Below are 19537 nucleotides of genomic sequence, written 5' to 3' on the forward strand. Positions count from 1 at the left end.
AGGCTACCTGAGCATTCCGTAGCACTTGCGGCAAAGGGGCTTGTTCTTGCTGGCGGCGAAGTCCATGCCGCAATGGTGGCAATGGTTGTCTTCGTAGGTGGGGTCGCTGTATCGGCGCCAGACATTGAAGTCGCTGTCGCAGTAGGGCCTCTCCGGGTTGAAGCCGATTGCGTCGCGGCAGCGGATGCAGAATCCCTGCGTGGCGTGCCGGGGGACGGGCGTGGCGCTCCTGCGACGCGGCTCGGGGGCCGGCTTGAAGGGGACTTCCTTTCGGTGTGGAGTGATTTCGCTCTCGATGAAGTCGCTGATTCTCACGTACTCGGCGCGACCGGCTGAGACGCAGATGCCGACTTCAATGCTGTTGTTGAAGGAAGACTCAATGAGGTTGAGCGACGTGATGAGTGCGTGGCGTTCGGAGTAGTAGAGCTTGGCGTGCAAGTCCCTGACGACGAACAGGCGCATGCCCGCTTGCATGAGGCTGACCAGGAGTTCCACGCCTTGCTGCGAGGGGCCCCGTGTGCTCTCGTCCCCCTCGCGGATGACCAGGGTGACGGCCACCTCTCGGTCGAGGGCTTGGCGAATCTTGCGCTCAATGTCTCGCAGCTTCTCGATGCTGACGTAGGGACTGATCAACGTGACGTGCTTTTGGGCTTCATCGATGAGGCCGTGCAGTCGGCGGACCGTGTCGATTTTTCCCAATACCTCAAGCGCGTCGGCATCGCGTGAGCGAAAGAAGTTTTCGAACATGGGTGGGGCGGGGAATCAGGGGTAACGCACAGCGGCTTGAGACCCGTGGCAGCAGATGCTCTTGGAGTTCCTTGGCATACCAGTAATTCCAGGGCGGGAGAAAGGCGCCCTCGTTTCTCCTCCTTCCCGACGCTGCCCCACGATGCCGGGTGCACGGGCTGCCCGGAGCAGGGTAGAGAGGGAGTCGGAGGAGCGAAACGAGATGGACGCGAACGCAGTGGCGGAGCTCGAGAAGGCGGGCGTGAAGGTGGACCAGCCCGAGCGCCTGTATGTGGCGGTGGAGTGGGACGAGGACGGCAAGCACGTGCGTCCGGTGGGGGAGCGCGTCCAGATTCGCGCGGGCGAGCAGCTGGCCCATGTGACGCTCAAGCCCATCTCCCAGCTCTTCGTGGGCGACGTGAAGCCCCCCAGCTTCGCCAAGGCGCCGCCGCCGGAGTACCAGCCCTTCTTCCTCCTCATCGAGGCCACCGCCGCCGGCTACTGCCGCGCCGTGCGCAACACCGAGACGGACCAGGAATTCGAGCGGCTCTACCGCCACCTCCTGCGCCGCCCCGACGGCACCGACCGCAACCCGCTCTTCTCGCACCTCCAGGGCGCCGTCCGCCTCTACATGTCCCTGCGCGACGTCAGCCAGGCGGAGTTCGAGGCCGTCATCCATCGCCTCCACCAGTCCGCCAGGCACTTCCAGACGCACACGGGCAGCATCAACTACTTCCAGGAAGTGCTCCGCGAAGTGCTCGGCGCCTGAGTCGCCGCGTCATCCGCCCTCCTGGTCAACCCAGGAGGGTGGCAACTGGAATATCGTGCGCCGCCGCCCGTTCCCGGGCGCTCTTCCGACAGGAGCACGGATGTTCCGTCAGTCGTTACTCTGGACCTCGTGTCTGGCCCTGCTTGCCGGCCCCGTGGCCTGTGCGCAGACGCAGGGCGGCAAGCCGGTGGCGAAGTCCGCCGTGTCCGCCGCGCCCAAGCTCGGCGCCGGCATCGAGTCCCGCACCCTCAAGAACGGGCTCAAGGTCATCGTCTGGCCCGACCACGACATTCCCAATGTCGTCCTCTACAACTGGTTCCGCGTCGGCAGCCGGAACGAGTACCCCGGCATCACCGGCCTGTCCCACTTCTTCGAGCACATGATGTTCAACGGCGCGAAGAAGTACGGCCCCGGTGAGTTCGACCGCGTCATGGAGGCCAACGGAGGCGCCAACAACGCCTTCACCTCCGAGGACGTCACCGTCTACATGGACTGGTTCCCGCGCTCCGCGCTCGACGTCATCTTCGACCTCGAGGCCGACCGGCTCCAGCACCTGGCCATCGACCCCAAGGTCACCGAGTCCGAGCGCGGCGTCGTGTACTCGGAGCGCCGCTCCGCCATCGACAACGACAACATGGGCGCCCTGATGGAGCAGGTGCAGGCCACCGCCTTCGTGGCGCACCCGTACCAGTTCCCCGTCATCGGGTGGCCGTCCGACATCGAGTCGTGGCGCATCGAGGACCTCCAGCGCTACTACAAGACGTACTACGCGCCCAACAACGCCACGCTCATCTTCACCGGCGCCGTGACGCCCGCGGAAATCTTCGCGCTCGCGGAGAAGTATCTGGAGCCCATCCCCTCCCAGCCCGCGCCGGAGCCCGTCCGCACCAAGGAGCCCGAGCAGCAGGGAGAGCGCCGCATCGTCGTGAAGAAGCAGGCCCAGGCCCCGCTCATCCAGCTGGCCTACCACGGCATCTCCGGCAAGGACGCGGACGTGGAGGCGCTCACGCTGCTCCTGAGCATCCTCACCAACGGCGACTCCTCGCGGCTGCACCGCCGCCTCGTCGAGGAGGAGCGCGCCGCCCTCCGCGTCAACACCCACTTCAGCCCGGGCTTCGACCCATCGCTCGTCTGGGTCTACGCGGATTTGCCGCCCGGTGCTGACGTCGCCAAGGTGGAAGGCCTGCTCACCGAGGAGCTGGCCCGCGTCGTCAAGGACGGCGTCAGCGACGCCGAGCTCAAGAAGGCGCGCAACATCACCCTGTCCCAGTTCTGGCGCAGCCTGGAGACCAACAACGGCCGAGGCCGCGCGCTGGGCGCCGCGGAGACGTTCCGCGGTGACTACCGCCAGCTCTTCGACGCGCCCGACCGCTATGAGCGCGTGACGCGTGACGACGTCCGCAAGGTCGCCGCGCGCATCTTCAACTCGCAGCGCCGCACCGTTGGCTGGCTCGTGCCCGCTGACGCGCAGGCCGCCACCCCCGACTCCCGCAAGGAGGCCTCGCGATGAGCGCCCCCCTCACCTGGAAGGCCGCGTTCACCACGCTGCTGCTGTCCTCCGTCCCCGCCGCGGCCCAGGGCTCCGCCGCTGCTCCGAAGGCCGCCAAGGCGGCTCCGGCGCAGCAAGGCGTGACGCTCCCCAAGGCCACCACCGTCACGCTGAAGAACGGCGCGCAGCTCCTGCTCGTGGAGCGCAAGGAGCTGCCGCTCGTCTCGTTCAGCGCGTGGGTGCGCGGCGGCGCCCTGGGCGACCCCCCTGGCAAGGAAGGCCTGGCCGCGCTCACCGGCGAGCTGTTGCAGAAGGGCGCCGGCGGCCGTGACGCGCGCCAGTTCGCCGAGGCCGTGGACGGCGTGGGTGGCGAGCTTCAGGTGGCCGCCAACCTGGAGGCCCTGGTCATCAGCGGCCAGTTCATGTCGCGCGACACCGGGCTGATGGTGGAGCTGCTCACCGACATGCTCACGCGCCCGCGCTTCGACGCGAATGAGCTGGAGAAGGTCCGCGCGCGCAAGGCCTCTGAGATCGCCGCCGCGAAGGATGGCGACCCGCGCGTGCTGATTGGCGCGTACTTCCAGGCCTTCCACTTCGCCGGGCACCCGTATGGCACGCCTGTCAACGGCAGCGAGGCGTCACTGCCCGGCCTGTCCCGCGAGGACGTGCTCGCGTACGCGAAGAACCACCTGGGCGCGGACCGGCTCATCCTGTCCGTGGTGGGTGACTTCGACGCGAAGGCGCTCGCGAAGAAGCTGGAGTCCTCGCTCGGCGGCTGGGCGCGCGCCGCCACGCCCGCGCCCACCGTGACCGCCACCGCCGCCTCCAAGGGCCGGCGCGTGCTGCTGGTGGACAAGCCGGACGCCACCCAGACGTACTTCTGGATTGGCAACACCGGTATCGCCCGCGATGACCCAGACCGGGCCTCGGTACGGGTCGCGGAGACGGTGTTCGGTGGACGCTTCACCTCGCTGCTCAACACGGAGCTGCGCGTGAAGTCCGGCCTCAGCTACGGCGCCAACTCCGTGTTCATCCGCCACACGCGTCCGGGGCCCGTCATCATCGCCTCGTACACGAAGACGGAGTCCACCGGCCGCGCCATCGACCTGGCGCTGGAGACGCTCGCCGGCTACCGGAAGGCCGGCATGGATGACGCCATGCTCGCCTCCGCGAAGTCGTATGTGCTGGGGCAGTTCCCGCCCACGCTGGAGACCGGGACGCAGGTGGCGGGCAAGCTGTCGGAGCTGGCTTTCTACGGCCTGGATGCCAGCGACGTGGACGGCTTCGCCAACGCCGTCTCCGCCACGACGCGCGAGGGCGTGCACGGCATCATCCAGCGCAAGCTCCCCGCGCCGGAGGACCTCACCTTCGTCCTCATCGGCAAGGCGTCGGACATCCGTGAGGCGGCTCGCAAGTACGGCATCGTCACGGAGATGAAGATTTCCGACAAGCACTTCGCGCCGTCCGCGAAGCGCTGAGACTCGCCACGCACCGCCGGACCTGGAGGTTGTCGGGCCGGCGGTGCCTTCGGGGCGGAATCCTCCGTCCCCAACGCAGCCCGTCTGGCCGCCCAGCAGGAGATGTCAGAGGCCCTCGGTAGGGTGCTCGGCGCTTCATCCTCAATGGGGGTCATAATGCGTTTGCGTCACTGGTCGCTGCTGCTGGTGCCCACCTGTGCTGCCTGGCTTGGCTGTGCGGGTGGCGAACCGGGTTCCGCTTCGGACTTCGGCGACGGACAGTCGCCCGTGAGTACGGACCGTCCCTCGGGCGACGGAACGGGCACGGACGAGCCGCGGTCCGACGTCAGTGAGCCCGGTGATTCCGACGACGTGGTGTTGGTGACGCAGACCACGCGCTTCCACACGGCAGTGGGGGTCGCGGAGCGCCAGGAAGACCTCTCCGCGAATCCTCCTGAAATCTACGTTCCCTCCGGGAACACGTTCAGCGTCGTGTCGGGCTCGGCGTCTCCGGAAGGTTGGCGCTTCACGGGCATCCCGTCCGGTGCGTACTACCTGCGAACGGGCAACAGCTTCGTCGTCACGTCCGCGCGCGCGGTCGACATTGGCAGCAACCGGCTGGGCCGTCCCGATACGGTCTTCAGTGATTGGTATGGGTCGCCCGTCCAGGTGAACCTCGTCAACCTGGCGCCATGGGTGCCCTACGGAGGCGTGACGCAGCCGGGCTCGAGCCTGCAGGTCGCGTCCGCACAGGTGGACCTCTATGGCGGCGTGAATGTCTTCGAAGAGGTGCTTGAAGGACAGACGCACCTGCTCAGCAACAACGCGGAGATGTGGGTGAGCAGCGGCTATTCGCTGCCTGTCTTCGAGGCGGACCGGGGAGACCGTCTGTACGTGAGCCAGCACGGCCAGATGGACGCTGGGACGCTGCCGGACGGGACCCCGCTGGCATATTCGGCCCTGGTGCGCAGCGTGGAGATGGGGGCGTTCGACTTCGTCCCGGATGGCATCACCCCCATGCCGTTGACGGGCGTCATGCGCTCCGTGCCGATGACGGAGTTCCCCATCGAGTGGCGCCTGCCGGACTTCACCCGGTACGTACACGCGGTGCACCCGCTCGCCACGGCCAACTACCCCTCCTTCTTCGTCATGCCCGCGGCCCACGGCCTGAGCGACGGCTGGGTGGGGTACTCGGGGGAGGCGCTCTCCCTGACGTTTCCGCGGGGCACTTCGTTCAACTTCACCCGGCGCTTGTCGTACGGCAACCCGTTCCCATCCTCGTGGGAGATGGTGGGCGGAGCGCAGTACTCATTCCGCGTCCAAGCGGAGGTGCCGGGGGGCTCCGGGCTCCGGGTCTACCTGTCCGGCAACATGTATACCTACGAGCGACTGGATAGCCTCGTCGCAGGACCCATCCTGCCGCGCGTGTCTCCGCCTCGTGAGCTGACCATTGACGGTCTGCCCGCCAGTGATTCCCGTGAGGTGGGCTCCGCGAGTCCCGTCATCGCGTGGCTGCCTCCTACGGTGGGGTCACCCGCCGCCTACCGGGTTGCCATCTACCGGTTCCGGGAGGACTTCCGTACCACGGTGCTGCATGGCAGCGTGAGCGTGCCCGGCTCGGTCACCCAGGTGCGGCTGCCGCCCGGGACGCTGGCGCCAGAGGGCATCTACTACCTGCGTGTCTCGGCCGTGGATGCTCCGTACTACGAGATGGAGCGCTTCCCGTTCAGCACCATGGACCGGTTGCCCCAGGCGCGCGCGGACACTCTCAGCTCGTTCTTCACCACGCCGTGAGGCGTGGTCGCTGAACCCGGGGCCCGCTACTTCGCCGTCAGCGCGCGGTAGCGGGTCATGCACTTCTGGAAGCGCTGGTCCACCGAGCGCGCGAACCACGCGGTGGTCAGCTCCCGCTTCAGCTTCGGGCTCTGGAGCGTCACCCGGGGAAGCTGGGCGTAGGACGGCGATTCGCCCGTTTCCCGCTGGTAGACACGTTTCACCGCGCGGAACGTGTCGGTGGATTCGAAGTCCGGCTCCTTCTCCTGGCGCACGTCGCGGCGCACCTGACGCTCGCTGAGCTCCTCGGGGGCGAAGCGCTGACGGAAGGCGAGCAGCGCCAGCAGCGACTTGCTGTCCTCGCTGCGCGGCTGCCCCTGCTTGTCGTAGAGCTGGAGGTCTCCGTCGGGCGCCAGGGGGTGGCCGGTGAGACGGCTCACCTGCGACTGGAGCGCGGCGTTGCGTGAGGCATAGACGCCCGCGTTGTAGTCCGCGAAGCGGAAGAGGGGCTCGGGGTAGGCGGCCTCGTAACCCAGCAGTCGCGCGGTGCCGTAACGCACGCCGCCCGCGCGGGTGTACATCGACTCGCGCACCTCGGCCGGGTCCGCGTCCTCGCCCGCCTTCTGCATCGCGTAGCGCACGCTCACCTGCATGGAGCCGGCGGTGGTGACGGGGTTGAACTCGTTCAGGTTCCCCGATGCGAAGACGCCGCTGGCGAAGTCCACGACCTTGAAGGCGCTTGGGAATTCGTTCTCGTAATACGCGAGCATGTCGCGGAAGAGCCGGTCCAGGTCGCGCTCGGTGCGCAGCGCGCGCAGCCGTTCGTCGAACGTCTTCTTGCTGCCCTTCGCCCGGCCTTCCAGCACCGACGCCAGGACCTTGCGGCCCAGGGGGCCCAGCTTGTTCGCGTGCTCCTCCAGGCGCGTGCGGACCATCTTCGGAAGCCCCGCGACAGCCGGGTCGACCTTGTAGCCGGACTCCTGTTCGATGACGGCCAGCACCGAGCACACCGCGGGCGGTGACGGGGCAATCTCCTCCACCTCCAGCGCGGCCAGCACGTCGCGCGCCCAACCCTCGCGGTCCTGGAGCTGCGGCGGCATCAGCTTCGCGACCTGTGACGCGGAGAGCCGGGGCGGTGGTGGAATGGACGGCTGGGCCGAGCCCGCTCCGCGCGTCGCGCATGCGGTCATTGAACCCAGTGCCACCAGCATGCCCAGCCAGGCGCGGCCACGGTGTGGGGACCCCGCCGGGGGCGGTCGCACATCGGTTGTCTCGTGGGCACCGGGGCCCGAGTCGCGGAGGGGCGCCTGCGTCCAGGTGGGCTTCGCAGTGGGTGTCACCCACAGGCCGCGCCACGCACGGTGCCAGCCGGACGTGTGGGACCGCGGTGGAATGGGCTCCTGCATGCGCTCGCCTCCGAGGCTTGGGCCCCGATATCTCAGGAGGCGCGCGGCGCTGGCGAAAGCCATGGGCCCTTGCGCTTGCCCGGAGTGCGGACGAGCGAACGGGCTTCAGGCAGTGATGACGCCGGGCAGGGCCTCCCTGTTGGCAGGCCCTACCACGGGGCGGGCTTGCCTCAGCGGCGGATCTGCACGTCGCGCGCGATGGTGCGGCCACCCATGAGGACGAACTGCGCACGCACCGGCGTGCCTTCCCGCAGCTGACGCAGCGGCACCTTCCGCCCCTGCCGCAAGCCAAGGCTGCGCTGGTCCAGCTCCAACTCGTAGACGCTGCCCTCCCGGTCCTTCACGATGAGGGTGTTCTGCTTCACCTGCGTGACGCGCCCGTTCACGGAGCTGGAGGCGATGATGACGTCCTCCAGGGGCGCATTGCCTGAGCCTCCCTGGCCCGTCTCCACCGTCGCGTCCTGCGCCGCGCGCGCCGCGCCCAGGTACCAGTCCTCATCCTCCCGGGCCTGGACCGCCTCGGAGCCAATCATCACCCGGCTCGCGGTCGCCTGCTGCTGCGTCCGTGGCGCGGAGGACTCCGCCACCGGAGCCGGTGCGCGCACGGGTGCGCCCTCCAGCGGAGCCACGGACGTGTCGCTCAGGGTCGTAGGCGCTCGCGCCGGAGTGTTCATCCGGGGCGCCCGTTCCTGCACCGCCATCGCGGGCTGGAGCGCCGCGGGCTCCGTCGAACTGTTCACCGCCATCGCGGGCTCGCGTTCAATGGCCCTGGCCGTCATCTCCGCTTTCACGCCGCTGGGTGTGACCGCCGCCGCCCGAGGCTCCCGCTCACGGCAGCCCGTCGTCAACGCGAAGAGTCCCAGCAACCCCACCCACGCCCATCCTCTTCCCATCCTGTTCCCCTCGAGTTCCCACGCGTTCCGTTTCGCGGCTTCCATTGCAAGCTGTGTGCGCCGGCCCCTCGGTGGGAGCCGTGCGTTGGAAACCCGCGATGACGGTTGGACACTCGTCACGCCGCCAGCGCGCGGGCCACGGCCTTCACGTGCGAGCGCACCAGTTCGCGCGCGCCCATCAGCTCCGTGGCGTCCTTCGGCGCATAGCCCAGGCACAGCACCACGTCGTCCTCCGGCGACGCGCGCACGCCCAGCTTCACGTAGTCCACGGTGCGCGGCACGGGCTCGCCATCGGCGTCCCGGTTGAAGCGGCCGAACACCGTGGCGTTCGTGCCCCGTCGCGGCGCCGTCTCCTTCAAGGCGAACATCCGCCGTATCGCGGCGAGCGCCTCCGGCTGCTCCACCAGCACTTCCGGACGCGCGGGCCCGCCCAGCTCCCACTCCAGCAGGCGCAGGCAGCCGCGGACGAACTCCACGTCGGTGATGACCAGCCCGTACAGGTACCAGTCCGCGCAGGCCACTTGCACCAGCCTCGCCTGGGCGTCCGTCAGCCAGCCGAACGAGGGGCAGGTGAACGTCTCACAGACGGATGAGCGGTACACACCGCAGTCCCGCAAGTCCGTGCCGCCCGTCACCAGCGGGTGGGCCAGGCAGCCCACCTGCTTGCGCTCGTTGTCCAGGAAGCCCAGCAGCGGACACACCCGCACGGCGGAGAACATGGGCTCGGCGCGCCGGGCCGCCAGCAACTCACGGGCGGCTTCGTGCCACGCCGAGGCTTCCCAGGGCACGCGGCGCAGCCGCTCCGTCTGCATGGAGAGCTGCTCCGCCACGGCCAGGCGGGAATGGTCCCGGAAGTTGTAGAGGCCGCAGCAGGCACCACACGACGCGCCTCCACCGGGCTGGCACAGGTGGAAAGAAACAGTCACGCCTTGCATCTTACGAGCTCCAACGATTCATGCAGGGGAATCGTCCGGGGCGTCGTCTCAGAACCATTCCGGGCGCATGCGCGCGTAGGAATCCTCTCCTGTCCGGCAGAGCCGGGCGAGCAGTGGCACTCGGGGCAGCTCCACCGCGAACCAGTACTGCGCCGCGGCCAGCTTGCCCTCGTAGAAGTCAGCGTCCGGGGCGCCGCGCCCCAGCGCCTCCTTCGCCGCCGCGGCCTGGGCCAGCCAGCGCCAGGCCACCGCGAGCACGCTGAACAGCTCCAGGAAGTCCGCGCTGTGCCGCAGCATCAACTCCACCTCGCCGGACATGCCACGCGCGCCCAACTCCGTCACCACGGTAGTGGTCTCCGCAAGGGCCTGTTCGAGCGCTTCGCCCCACTCCGGCGTCACGCCCGCCGCGCGTGCTCGCGCCACCGTGGTGCCCACTTCCTCCGCGAAGGACTGGAGCGCCGCGCCGCCTCCGGCCACCACCTTGCGCCCCAGCAAATCCAGGCCCTGGATGCCGGTGGTGCCCTCGTGGATGCTGTTGAGCTTCTGGTCTCTCAACCAGGCCTCGGGCAGGTACTCGCTGGAGTAGCCATAGCCCCCATGCACCTGCACCGCGAGCGCATTGGCCTCGAAGCCGCGCTCGGCGGGGAACGACTTCGCCACTGGCGTCAGCAGGTCCACCAGCAGGCCCGCGCGCTGGCGCGTGGCTTCGTCCTGGCCATGTCCCGCGAGGTCCGCTTGGTACGACGCGGCGAGCAGCAACGACAGGCCCCCTTCGACGATGGCCTTCTGTCGCAGCAACATCCGCCGCACATCCGCGTGTTCGATGATGGGCGTCTGCGGCCGCGTGGCGTCACGCACGCCAGTGGGCCGGCCCTGGGGGCGCTCACGCGCGTAGGCCACGGCCTCGTGGTACGCCACCGTCGCGGTGGCCACCCCGTTCATGCCCACCATGATGCGCGCCTCGTTCATCATCTGGAACATGCACGCCAGGCCCCGTCCGGGAGGCCCCACCAGCCAGCCGTGGCAGTCACCCGACTCGCCATAGTTGAGGGCCAGGCTGGGGATGCCCTTCCAGCCAATCTTGTGGATGACGCCCGCCACGCGAACGTCGTTGTCCACCAACGTGCCGCCCTCCGGCCGCCGCGAGGGCACCGCGAAGAGGGAGATGCCCCGCGTGCCGCCCTCCGCGCCTTCGATGCGCGCCAGCGTCAGGTGCACCACGTTCTCGCTGAAGTCCTGGTCCGCGCCGCTGATGAAGATTTTCGAACCCTGGATGCGCCAGCTGCCGTCCGGCGCGGGCGTCGCGCGGGTCCGCACGTCCGCGAGGCTGCTGCCCGCCTGCGGCTCGGTGAGGGCCATGGTGCCCGTCCATTCGCCCCGGTACATCGGTTCCATGAAGGTCGCCTTCACCTCCGGCGTGCCGAACACCTCCAGCAGGTGCGCCGCGCCCAGCGTCAGGCCCAGCCAGGCGTAGACGTTCAGGTTGGCCGCCATGAGGTAGGCGGTGGACACCGCGTGCACGGTGAGCGGCAGTTGCTGCCCGCCGACGTCGGGCGGGCGCGTGGCGGTGAGCAGGCCCAGCTCCACCAGACGCGGGTACAGCTCGCGCATCAGCGGGTGGACGTGGACGCGCCCGTCGCGGAAGGACGGGGGCTGGGCGTCCATGTCGCGGTAGGTGGGGTAGAGCACCTCGCGCGCGAAGCGACGCGTGCTGTCCAGCAGCAGGGTGAAGGTGTCGCGGGAGTGCTCCGCGAACGCGGGCAGGGCACACAGCGACGTGGCATCCAGCACCTCGTAGAGCTGGAAGTCCACGTCGCGGTCCGACAACAGCGGATTGGGGCGGGGCGCGGTCGTCATGCCCCGGTGTTAACAGGCGCGCTAGTAGGACGCGAAGGCAGACTCGAAATCGAGGTCGTCGTCCGGAGCGTCGTCCCGGATGTCGCGCACCGCGTCGGGCCGGGCGGCCCACTCCTCCGGTGGACTGTCGTCACCCACCAGCGGCACGACGGACACGCCGAGCAGCGCCATGGTCAGGGCCGTCTCCATGGACTCCATCAGCGGCTCCTGGGAGCGGTGCCACCAGCGATGGTGCCCCCGCTTCCGCCGACGCAGCCGCTCCAGACAGGAAGGGCCCAGCACCTGGATGCCGGCGCCGCCCAATGCGGTGAGCGACAGTCCACAGGCCATGGAGGACACGCCATGCGGCCGTCCCCGATAGGGGCGCAGCGGTGCGTGTGTGTCCAGGGGACGAGACGTCGCCGGCGGGGCCGCCAGGGGACGCGCGGGTGCGCGCGTACCACCCCGCACGCGCCACGGCGCGGGACGGACTCGACGGAGAGATGGGCTCCACATGGGGGTGTCACGCTCCTCACGCGGCCTATCCCTCTCAGGCGATATCCGCTTGCGGAAGGTGGTGTCCCTTCCCCGAACCCGCCATGTGGGAGTTGCTCGTTCCCTGGCCGGAGGGTGGCAGTGCGGAAAAGGCGAAGAGGGCTCGCCTGCCCGCCTGTCCTGGCTGAGTACCGCGCGCTGGCCTCTCATTGCGACGGCGGACGGACATGGGGTCCATGCTCCTCCTGAAGCCTTACCGTGAACCTCCCTGTCCCCGACCCGCGTCTGATGCCTTCGCATGAGAGGCGTCCGGGGGATGTATTTCATTGTGGGTGGTGTGTCTGTCTTATCTGTCCAGGTAATGACAGGCGACTGCGACCGGAGGGTGTTGACAGGGAGTCCACGGACCCGCCTCCCTGGCCGCCCGGCGTGGGACTCACCCTGTCGGGGGACTGTCGGCTGTTGAAAAGCCGCCTCCCGCCAGGAGGGTGTGGCCCGTGCGGGCTGTTAAGGTCGGGTGCCTTCCATGACGCACCCCCTCCGTAGTCCTCCGGCTGCGGCCCCGGAATCCCAGCGCCCGGTGTCGGCGCTCCCTGGCGCGGACGCCTTGCAGTTGCTCTTCGAGAGCATCCCCCAGCTCATCTGGGTCACCCGCGCGGACGGCCAACACGAGTACTACAACGCCTGTTGGTACTCCTACACGGGCCTCACCCCCGAGCAGTCACTGGGGGCGGGCTGGCGGTTGGCCTTCCACCCCGATGACCTGGAGGTGGCGGGCCGGCGCTGGGCGGACTCCCTGCGCACCGGTGAACCCTATGAGGTGGAGTACCGCTGCCGCCGGCATGACGGCGTGTGGCGCTGGCATCTGGGACGGGCGCACCCGGTGCGCGACGACAGCGGGCGCATCGTCAAATGGCTCGGCACCTGCACGGACATCGATGAGCAGAAGCGCGCCGCGGAGTCCCTGCGGGTGCTGGCCGAGGCGGGCGCGCTGCTGTCGTCGTCCTCGCTGGATTACGAGGCCACGCTCGCGGCGCTGACGCGGCTGGTGGTGCCGTCGCTGGCGGACTGGTGCGCCATCGAAATCGCCTACGAGGATGGCTCCACGCGCCAGGTGGGCGTGGCCCACGTGGACCCGGAGAAGGTGCGCTACGCGGAGGAGCTGCGCGTGCGCTACCCGCCGCGCTATGAAGACCCCTCCGGCGTGTTGTCCGTCATCCGCACGGGGACCCCGGTGGTGCTCCATGATGTCCCGGACGCGCTGCTGGTGGCCGGGGCCCGTGACGCGGAGCACCTGCGTATCTCGCGGCAGCTGGGGCTGCGCTCCGCCATGATGGTGCCACTGACAGCGCGCGGCCGCACCATTGGCGCGCTGTCGCTGGTGCACGCGGAGTCAGGCCGGCGCTTCGCCCAGGCGGACCTCCTGCTCGCCACGCAGCTGGCCGAGCGCGCTGCGGTGGCGCTGGACAACGCCCGGCTCATCAAGGACGCGCGGCGGATGGAGCTGCGCTTCCGCTCGCTGGTCACCGCCTCCACCCAGGCCGTCTGGGTGACGCGCCCCGACGGCGACATCGAGGAGGACAGCCCTTCCTGGCGCGCCTTCACCGGACGGACGTATGCGCAGTGGCGGGGACACGAGTGGCTTTCGGCCGTGCACCCGGAGGACCGGGACAGGGCGGCGCGGAGCTGGTTCGCCGCGGTGGAGCTGCGCCGCCCGTATGACGCGGAGTACCGCCTGTGCCGTCCGGACGGGCACTACACCCCCGTGCGCGTGCGCGCGGTGCCGGTGCTGAATCCGGACGGCGGCGTGCGCGAATGGGTGGGCACCACCACGGACATCTCCGCCCAGCGCCAGGTGGAGGACGCCGCCCGCCGTCTGGAACGTGAGGCGGCGGCCCGCAGGCTGGAAGCGCTGCGCGCGGAGGTGAGCCTCGCCCTGGCTCGCGAGGAGGCCCTGCCGGAGATTCTCCAGGACTGCGTTGACGCCCTGGTGACGCACCTGGGGGCGCAGACGGCGCGGCTGTGGCTGTACTCACGCGACAGTCACACCCTGGAGCTGGCGGGAAACGCGGGCCCCACCGCGCCGCCGCGCGACAAGTGGATGCGGGTCCGGGTGGACGGCCCCAGCATGGTGAGCGAGGTGGCCCGCCTGCGCACCCAGCTCCGCGTGGACGACCTGACAAACGACACGCGTGTCCTGGACCGCGCCTGGTTGAAGGAGACGGGCGTGCGCGCGTTCTCGGGCATGCCGCTGATGGTGCGTGGGCAACTGGTGGGGGTGCTCGGCGTCTATGGCAGGGAGCCGCTGGGCGAGGACGCGGCGGCCGCGCTGGCGGCGGTGTCGGATGCCATTGCCCAGGGCGTGGAGCGCCGCCGCGCCGAGGAGGGATTGCAGCAGCGCGCCCAGGAGCTGGCGCGCTCCAATGAAGAGCTCCAGCAGTTCGCCTACGTGGCCTCGCACGACTTGCAGGAGCCGCTGCGCATGGTGGCCAGCTACACCCAGCTGCTGGGCCGGCGCTACAAGGGCAAGCTGGACGCGGACGCGGACGAGTTCATCCACTACGCGGTGGATGGCGTGAACCGCATGCAGCGGCTCATCCAGGACCTGCTGACCTATTCGCGGGTGGGCACGCGGGTCCGGGACATCCGCCCGTGCGACGCGGGACGGGCGCTGGAGCGGGCGACCGCGAACCTGCGGGCGGCCATCCAGGAGACACAGGCTTCGGTGGAGCACGGCCCGCTGCCAGCGGTGCTCGCGGACGAGACGCAGCTCACGCAGCTGTTCCAGAACCTGGTGGGCAACGCGCTCAAGTTCCACGGCGCCGCGCCGCCCCGGGTGCGAGTGCGCGCCGAGCCGCGGGGAGAAGAGGTCCGCTTCACCGTGCGCGACGGGGGCATTGGCATCTCCCCCGAGTACTTCGAGCGCATCTTCGTCATCTTCCAGCGGCTCCACGGTAAGGCGGAGTACCCGGGCACGGGGATTGGCCTGGCCATCTGCAAGAAAATCGTCGAGCGCCATGGTGGCCACATCGGCGTGGAGTCCCAGCCAGGTGAAGGCACGGCCTTCTGGTTCACGCTGCCCGCCGCACCGTCCCATCCGGAGTCTTGAGACATGCGTCACGACGCGACTGGCAGCCCGATTGAAATCCTCCTGGTGGAGGACAACCCCGGCGACGTGCGGTTGACCATCGAAGCCCTCAAGGAGGGGAAGGTGCGCAACCGCCTGTCGGTGGCGCGCGACGGCGTGGAGGCGCTGGCCTTCCTGCGGCGCCAGGGCGCGTATGCGGACGCCGCCCGGCCCGACCTCATCCTGCTGGACCTCAACCTGCCCCGGAAGGACGGGCGCGAGGTGCTGGCGGAAATCAAGGTCGACCCGAACCTGCGCCGCATCCCGGTGGTGGTGCTCACCACGTCGAAGGCGGAAGAGGACGTCCTGCGCACCTACGACCTGCACGCGAACTGCTACATCGCCAAGCCGGTGGACCTGGAGCAGTTCATTTCCGTAGTGCGCTCCATCGACGACTTCTGGTTGTCCGTCGTCCGGCTGCCCCCCAAGCCCGAGGCTTCATGAGCGACCGGAGCATGGACGGGCGCCCCCTGCGCCTGCTGCTGGTGGAGGACAACGCGGGCGACGCGCGGCTGCTCCAGGAGGAGCTGAAGGAGATTGCCACCGCGCGCTTCGACGTCCTTCACGTGGAGCGGCTGGCGGACGCGGTGCGCGTGCTGGGCGGCGCGGGCGTGGACGCGGTGCTGTTGGACTTGTCGCTGCCGGACGGGCAGGGGCTGGCCAACATCCCCCTCCTGCTCAACGCCGCGCCGTCGGTGCCGCTGGTGGTGCTCACAGGCACGGACGACGAGCAACTGGCGGTGCAGGCGGTGCACGAGGGCGCGCAGGACTATCTGGTGAAGGGGCGGGTGACGGGGCCGCTGCTGGTGCGGGCGCTGCGCTATGCCATCGAGCGCAAGCGGGTGGAGGAGGGGCTCAAGCGCGAGGAAGCGGCGCGGCAGACGGCGGTGTTCCGCGAGCAGTTCCTGGGTGTCCTCGGGCATGACCTGCGCAACCCGTTGCAGGCCATCTCCGGCAACGCGGCCCTGCTGCTGCGCTACGGCGGGCTGGCGGAGCCGCAGCGCAAGGCCGTCAACCGCATCTCCATCTCCGCGGACCGGATGGCGCGGATGATCAATGACTTGCTGGACTTCACGCGCACCCGGCTGGGCGGCGGCTACCCGCTGACGCGCGCCCGGGTGAACCTGCACGAAGTGTTGCGGCAGGTGGTGGAGGAGCTGGAGGTGGCGCACCCCATGCGCCGCTTCGAGCTGGCCCTGTCCGGCAACGGCTGGGGCGAATGGGACGCGGACCGCATCGCCCAGGCGGCCTCCAACCTGGTGGGCAACGCCGTGCAGTATTCGCCCGAGGACACGTCCGTCAGCGTGTCCGTGCGCGATGAGGAGGGCGGCGTCCGGATGGAGGTGCACAACTGGGGGCTGCCCATTCCCCAGGAGCGGCTGCCTCACATCTTCGACCCCTTCGTGCGCGCGCAGGACATGCGCAGCGCGCAGCGCAACGGGCTGGGGTTGGGGCTCTACATTACCCACGAAATCGTGCGGGCCCACGGCGGCCTGGTGCAGGTGACGTCCACGTCGGAAGAGGGCACGCGCTTCTGGCTGTGTCTGCCTCGCTTCGAGAAACCAGACATGCTTGCGTGTTAGCCGCCTGCCTGCTGGGCGGGCGGACGTCCCTGCCAGGGACGGCCGGGGATGCAGCGCCGTGAACGGCGGGACGACACACCTTTCCAGGGTGAAGACAACGTGGCCGTGCTCGCCTCCGTGGCGCGCGGCCCCAGCAAGCGAGGGTCAGTTCATGGAAATCCTTGGCGCCACCATCCTGGGAGTCGTCATCTTCTCCGTCCTCATCATGGCCGTGATTTTGGGCGGAGCCTTGGGCAACAAGCAGGAGCGCCACCTGCGCGAGATTACCGAGCGGGAGCAGGCCGCTGGCCTCACGGGCGACGTCACGATGAACGACAACGCCTTTGGTTGCCCATCGGACCGGACCGTTCACGCGTAGCGTGGGCGACCGCGCGCGTGCCGTCCAGCTCAGGCCGTGCCGTCCACCGGGAAGTGGGCGGCCACCAGGACCTCGAGCTGTCCGCGCACGGCCGGCGCCAGGCGCATGTGCCCCAACCAGCGCAGGTGTTCGGGCCGCAGCCGCGCGAGCATCCGGGCCACCTGACGGCGGCGGTGCTCGGGCGGGGCCTCGCGGAACCAGGCGGAGGCCTCCCGGCAGAAGAACGACAGCGCGTCCGCGGTGTCCAGCAGGGACACGTCCCGCGCGTTGGCGGTGCGCGCGTCGCGCGTCAGCAACTCCCGCACGCGCCGGCAGGTGGCGTCATCCGCGCCGGCCTCCTCCAACACCTGCACCGCGCGGTCGGCGCGAACCGGCGTCGTGGGTTGCTCCCCTTCATGGAAGAAGGCCGCGGCCTGCGGCGGAAGGTCCACATCTGGCCGCAGCCGGAGCGTCCATTGCCAGGCATCCACCGCGCGGTGGAACTCCGCGCGCACCCGGGGCTGCTCCAAATCATGCAGCGAGCGGTACCGCGCCAGCAGCCGGCTGAAGAGCGGTGTGGCCGAGGCTGCGTTGCGGCGCCGCACCAGACATTGATAGCGGGTGAGGATTTCCAGCGCGGCCACGACGAGCGCCTCACGGCTCGCGCCGTCCAGATGCAAGGACAGCCATTCAGTGCTCTCCGCCGCATCGAAGACGCGAGCGTCCCAGGCGATGGGGTCGAAGGCTGGCGCGTTCCATTCGGAAGCGTCCAGGTGGAGCACGCGGCCCCCGCGCCCGGCGGCCAGGGGCGCGAGCTGCACGGTGGGAAACGTGTGCTGCACCAGCGGCCAGCCATGTCCGGCGGCGGGGCCCTCGGAACGGAAGTCGGAGAGCAGGAGCTGGCGCAGCATGGGGGCCTCTCCCTTCAGGCGGAGGAGTCGCCCGTGCAGGTTGGGCCCAAGCTGGCGTCAGGAGCCCCGCATGCCTACTCCCTCCAGGAGTCCCGGCATCGCGTGGGCTGGTCAACGGAGGCTCCGGCGGTGGGGCGCTCCCTCGTCCCATGGAAGCGCGCACCGCCGGGGCCTGTCCGCGGATGACCGCTAGGGCCGGCCCGGATCCGCGGGCTGGTTGAAGGCGTACGCACTGGCGCCCGGGGCCTGGTCCTCGTGGAACAGCGGGCACTTGGCGCAGGTGAAGCTATCCCAGTCCTTCTTCACGGCGACGTCGATGCAGCCGCCGTAGAAGCGGCAGTGCACGTTGCGGTGGTCGTCGATGGAGAAGGACTCGGCCCGCAGCGGAAGGCGGAACTCGGTGGGTCGTGGCTGTGGACAGGACATGGTGCCTCTCTCGCCCCCCTCGTGGGACGTGTCATTCCACTACCTGCCATTGCGCCGCGTCATTCCCGGCGCGTCCGAGGCGAGGTGGGGCGCGCCGCCCGGGTGGCGGGCGGGCGCTCATCCACCTGGGGGACAGCTCACACCTGAAGCGTCTTCTCGACCTCGGACAGCTTGTAGCGGGCCATCGCCAGGTTGGCGCTGGCGCGGTGGAGGGCCACGTACAGGAACAGGCCCTCCTTGCCCGTCAGCGGGCGGATGAGGTGGTACTGCTCGCCGAGCGTGATGAGGATGTCCTCGATGCGGTCCTTGATGCCCAGCATGCTCATGGCCTTCATCTTGGCGCGCACGACCTCGGTGTTGGCCGCCGCCGCCGTCTCGATGTTGAAGGCCGGGTTGCCGCCAACGCTGCCCAGGCACATGCCGCTCTTCGAGTCCGCCAGACAGGCCGCGAAGGCCCCTTCGATTTTCAGCGCCTCTTCCAGGGACTGCTTCACGTTCGCCATGACTTCGCTTTCTACCAGGGGGTGGGTGGGAGGCTTCGCGACAGTGGAAATCAGCTCATCCAGGCCATACGTCAGTTGGCTGGAGTAGGTGCGCGGCTGCGGAACGAACATGGCCTGGGCGTCCGTCAGCGACAGCAAGGCCTCCAGCTGCTCCGACATGTGGCGGCGCAGCAGGTCCCGCATGGTGTCCCGGGGAACCAGGCCCCACGTCACCAGCGTCTCGCAGAAGTTGCCCCCGCTTTGCCGGCACTCCGCCACCACCTGCTCGACGTCCTCGCGGCTGACCACCCGCTCCCGGATGAGCACCGAGGAGAAGTTGAGCGCCCCCGGCCCATTGAGGACCGCCCAGGCCACCTTCCGCGCCACCACGAAGATCCGTCCGGACACGGAGGTGGACCGGACGACGACCTCCCCACCGAGTTTGCTCTCCAGGGCCTCATGAAGCACGGTCCGTACGACCTGGCGAGGCGCTGAAGTCTGGGAGCGGGCGACAGATTCCATGGGGGAGGGTCCAGAGTGCTCCGGTTGGGAATGCGGCGGGAGGGCGACGAAGGAAGTGAATATGTACAGTCAGGACAAACTATCGCAACCGGACTGTAAATCTTGGCGGAATTTACCAGGGGTGGGGCGTTTGGGACTCATTCTGAGGCAGAGTAGCCCGCAGCGCAAGAATTCAAGGTCGCTGAAAAGGTGACATACATTGTCGCTGCAACAGGAAGTGAGGGCTCTTGGCGGGAGCGTGGGCGTGGCTGGCAATGGCAGACCTCCGGGGGAGGGGTGCCTGCCGGGATGGGCGGCGGCCAAGAGGACGTCCGGAGTCTTCACCCGATGGGGGCTTTCCTCGAAGATGCGGGTGTGAACGCGTCTGCCC

Annotated in this window: 17 protein-coding genes; 8 read left to right on the forward strand and 9 right to left on the reverse strand. The window is 69.2% G+C overall.

What is annotated here, in order from left to right:
• Positions 1 to 3: 3 nt before the first annotated feature.
• Positions 4 to 747, reverse strand: coding sequence for a phospholipase D family protein (locus F8M74_RS09105; protein WP_141255729.1), 744 nt, complete (start codon positions 745 to 747; stop codon positions 4 to 6).
• A 202-nt stretch (positions 748 to 949) separates the two neighbouring features.
• On the opposite strand from F8M74_RS09105, the gene F8M74_RS09110 reads away from it, so the two are divergent.
• The 4 genes from F8M74_RS09110 to F8M74_RS09125 all read left to right on the forward strand — a co-directional run bounded on the left by F8M74_RS09110 (position 950) and on the right by F8M74_RS09125 (position 6235).
• On the forward strand, positions 950 to 1495 hold the full coding sequence (locus tag F8M74_RS09110; protein WP_171410332.1) for a hypothetical protein: 546 nt from the start codon (positions 950 to 952) through the stop codon (positions 1493 to 1495).
• Between the two features lie 100 nt (positions 1496 to 1595).
• Positions 1596 to 3005 carry a pitrilysin family protein gene (locus F8M74_RS09115; protein ID WP_044272965.1) on the forward strand — a complete coding sequence of 470 codons (1410 nt, stop codon included), beginning with the start codon at positions 1596 to 1598 and terminating at the stop codon, positions 3003 to 3005.
• Positions 3002 to 4462 (forward strand): pitrilysin family protein, encoded by a 1461-nt coding sequence (locus F8M74_RS09120; RefSeq protein ID WP_141255731.1) that lies wholly within the window; start codon positions 3002 to 3004, stop codon positions 4460 to 4462. Before F8M74_RS09115 ends, F8M74_RS09120 begins: the two co-directional genes overlap by 4 nt.
• A gap of 156 nt (positions 4463 to 4618) precedes the next feature.
• Positions 4619 to 6235, forward strand: coding sequence for a hypothetical protein (locus F8M74_RS09125; RefSeq protein WP_141255732.1), 1617 nt, complete (start codon positions 4619 to 4621; stop codon positions 6233 to 6235).
• Between the two features lie 26 nt (positions 6236 to 6261).
• On the opposite strand, the gene F8M74_RS09130 is transcribed toward F8M74_RS09125, so the two are convergent.
• The 5 genes from F8M74_RS09130 to F8M74_RS09150 form a co-directional block, all read right to left on the reverse strand.
• Entirely contained in the window at positions 6262 to 7620 is a 1359-nt protein-coding gene (locus tag F8M74_RS09130; protein WP_141255733.1) for a DUF1615 family protein, read from the reverse strand.
• Between the two features lie 170 nt (positions 7621 to 7790).
• On the reverse strand, positions 7791 to 8492 hold the full coding sequence (locus F8M74_RS09135; protein WP_228560458.1) for a hypothetical protein: 702 nt from the start codon (positions 8490 to 8492) through the stop codon (positions 7791 to 7793).
• A gap of 137 nt (positions 8493 to 8629) precedes the next feature.
• Positions 8630 to 9439, reverse strand: coding sequence for a hypothetical protein (locus F8M74_RS09140; protein ID WP_141255735.1), 810 nt, complete (start codon positions 9437 to 9439; stop codon positions 8630 to 8632).
• A 57-nt stretch (positions 9440 to 9496) separates the two neighbouring features.
• Positions 9497 to 11305, reverse strand: coding sequence for an acyl-CoA dehydrogenase (locus tag F8M74_RS09145; protein WP_141255736.1), 1809 nt, complete (start codon positions 11303 to 11305; stop codon positions 9497 to 9499).
• Positions 11306 to 11326: 21 nt separating this feature from the next.
• A complete protein-coding gene (locus F8M74_RS09150; RefSeq protein ID WP_141255744.1) occupies positions 11327 to 11635 on the reverse strand; it encodes a hypothetical protein in 309 nt (102 codons plus the stop codon).
• 670 nt (positions 11636 to 12305) lie between these two features.
• Between F8M74_RS09150 and F8M74_RS09155 the strand changes: the two genes are divergently transcribed.
• The 4 genes from F8M74_RS09155 (at position 12306) to F8M74_RS09170 (ending at position 16847) form a co-directional block, all read left to right on the forward strand.
• Positions 12306 to 14888 (forward strand): PAS domain-containing protein, encoded by a 2583-nt coding sequence (locus F8M74_RS09155; RefSeq protein WP_141255737.1) that lies wholly within the window; start codon positions 12306 to 12308, stop codon positions 14886 to 14888.
• Positions 14889 to 14891: 3 nt separating this feature from the next.
• Positions 14892 to 15350, forward strand: a complete 459-nt coding sequence (locus F8M74_RS09160; RefSeq protein WP_141255738.1) for a response regulator — start codon at positions 14892 to 14894, stop codon at positions 15348 to 15350.
• A gap of 11 nt (positions 15351 to 15361) precedes the next feature.
• The gene (locus F8M74_RS09165; protein ID WP_141255745.1) at positions 15362 to 16489 is read left to right on the forward strand and encodes a HAMP domain-containing sensor histidine kinase; all 1128 of its coding nucleotides are present in this window, start codon (positions 15362 to 15364) and stop codon (positions 16487 to 16489) included.
• 151 nt (positions 16490 to 16640) lie between these two features.
• The gene (locus F8M74_RS09170) at positions 16641 to 16847 is read left to right on the forward strand and encodes a hypothetical protein (RefSeq protein ID WP_141255739.1); all 207 of its coding nucleotides are present in this window, start codon (positions 16641 to 16643) and stop codon (positions 16845 to 16847) included.
• A 29-nt stretch (positions 16848 to 16876) separates the two neighbouring features.
• Here F8M74_RS09170 and F8M74_RS09175 read toward each other — a convergent pair whose 3' ends face one another.
• The 3 genes from F8M74_RS09175 to F8M74_RS37785 form a co-directional block, all read right to left on the reverse strand.
• Positions 16877 to 17737: a DUF4202 domain-containing protein gene (locus F8M74_RS09175; RefSeq protein ID WP_141255740.1), complete on the reverse strand. Its 861-nt coding sequence runs from the start codon at positions 17735 to 17737 to the stop codon at positions 16877 to 16879.
• A 189-nt stretch (positions 17738 to 17926) separates the two neighbouring features.
• On the reverse strand, positions 17927 to 18163 hold the full coding sequence (locus F8M74_RS09180; RefSeq protein WP_140787474.1) for a hypothetical protein: 237 nt from the start codon (positions 18161 to 18163) through the stop codon (positions 17927 to 17929).
• A 137-nt stretch (positions 18164 to 18300) separates the two neighbouring features.
• Positions 18301 to 19113 carry a hypothetical protein gene (locus F8M74_RS37785; RefSeq protein WP_228560456.1) on the reverse strand — a complete coding sequence of 271 codons (813 nt, stop codon included), beginning with the start codon at positions 19111 to 19113 and terminating at the stop codon, positions 18301 to 18303.
• Between the last annotated feature and the right edge of the window lie 424 nt (positions 19114 to 19537).

It is taken from the genome of Myxococcus sp. CA023, assembly GCF_010998615.1.
Lineage (GTDB): Bacteria > Myxococcota > Myxococcia > Myxococcales > Myxococcaceae > Myxococcus.

What these genes read in the sequence shown, in the direction of transcription:
- F8M74_RS09105 (WP_141255729.1), bottom strand. Translation starts at nt 747, where the DNA reads ATGTTCGAAAACTTCTTTCGCTCACGCGATGCCGACGCGCTTGAGGTA.
- F8M74_RS09110 (WP_171410332.1), top strand. Translation starts at nt 950, where the DNA reads ATGGACGCGAACGCAGTGGCGGAGCTCGAGAAGGCGGGCGTGAAGGTG.
- F8M74_RS09115 (WP_044272965.1), top strand. Translation starts at nt 1,596, where the DNA reads ATGTTCCGTCAGTCGTTACTCTGGACCTCGTGTCTGGCCCTGCTTGCC.
- F8M74_RS09120 (WP_141255731.1), top strand. Translation starts at nt 3,002, where the DNA reads ATGAGCGCCCCCCTCACCTGGAAGGCCGCGTTCACCACGCTGCTGCTG.
- F8M74_RS09125 (WP_141255732.1), top strand. Translation starts at nt 4,619, where the DNA reads ATGCGTTTGCGTCACTGGTCGCTGCTGCTGGTGCCCACCTGTGCTGCC.
- F8M74_RS09130 (WP_141255733.1), bottom strand. Translation starts at nt 7,620, where the DNA reads ATGCAGGAGCCCATTCCACCGCGGTCCCACACGTCCGGCTGGCACCGT.
- F8M74_RS09145 (WP_141255736.1), bottom strand. Translation starts at nt 11,305, where the DNA reads ATGACGACCGCGCCCCGCCCCAATCCGCTGTTGTCGGACCGCGACGTG.
- F8M74_RS09150 (WP_141255744.1), bottom strand. Translation starts at nt 11,635, where the DNA reads ATGGCCTGTGGACTGTCGCTCACCGCATTGGGCGGCGCCGGCATCCAG.
- F8M74_RS09155 (WP_141255737.1), top strand. Translation starts at nt 12,306, where the DNA reads ATGACGCACCCCCTCCGTAGTCCTCCGGCTGCGGCCCCGGAATCCCAG.
- F8M74_RS09160 (WP_141255738.1), top strand. Translation starts at nt 14,892, where the DNA reads ATGCGTCACGACGCGACTGGCAGCCCGATTGAAATCCTCCTGGTGGAG.
- F8M74_RS09165 (WP_141255745.1), top strand. Translation starts at nt 15,362, where the DNA reads ATGGACGGGCGCCCCCTGCGCCTGCTGCTGGTGGAGGACAACGCGGGC.
- F8M74_RS09170 (WP_141255739.1), top strand. Translation starts at nt 16,641, where the DNA reads ATGGAAATCCTTGGCGCCACCATCCTGGGAGTCGTCATCTTCTCCGTC.
- F8M74_RS09175 (WP_141255740.1), bottom strand. Translation starts at nt 17,737, where the DNA reads ATGCTGCGCCAGCTCCTGCTCTCCGACTTCCGTTCCGAGGGCCCCGCC.
- F8M74_RS09180 (WP_140787474.1), bottom strand. Translation starts at nt 18,163, where the DNA reads ATGTCCTGTCCACAGCCACGACCCACCGAGTTCCGCCTTCCGCTGCGG.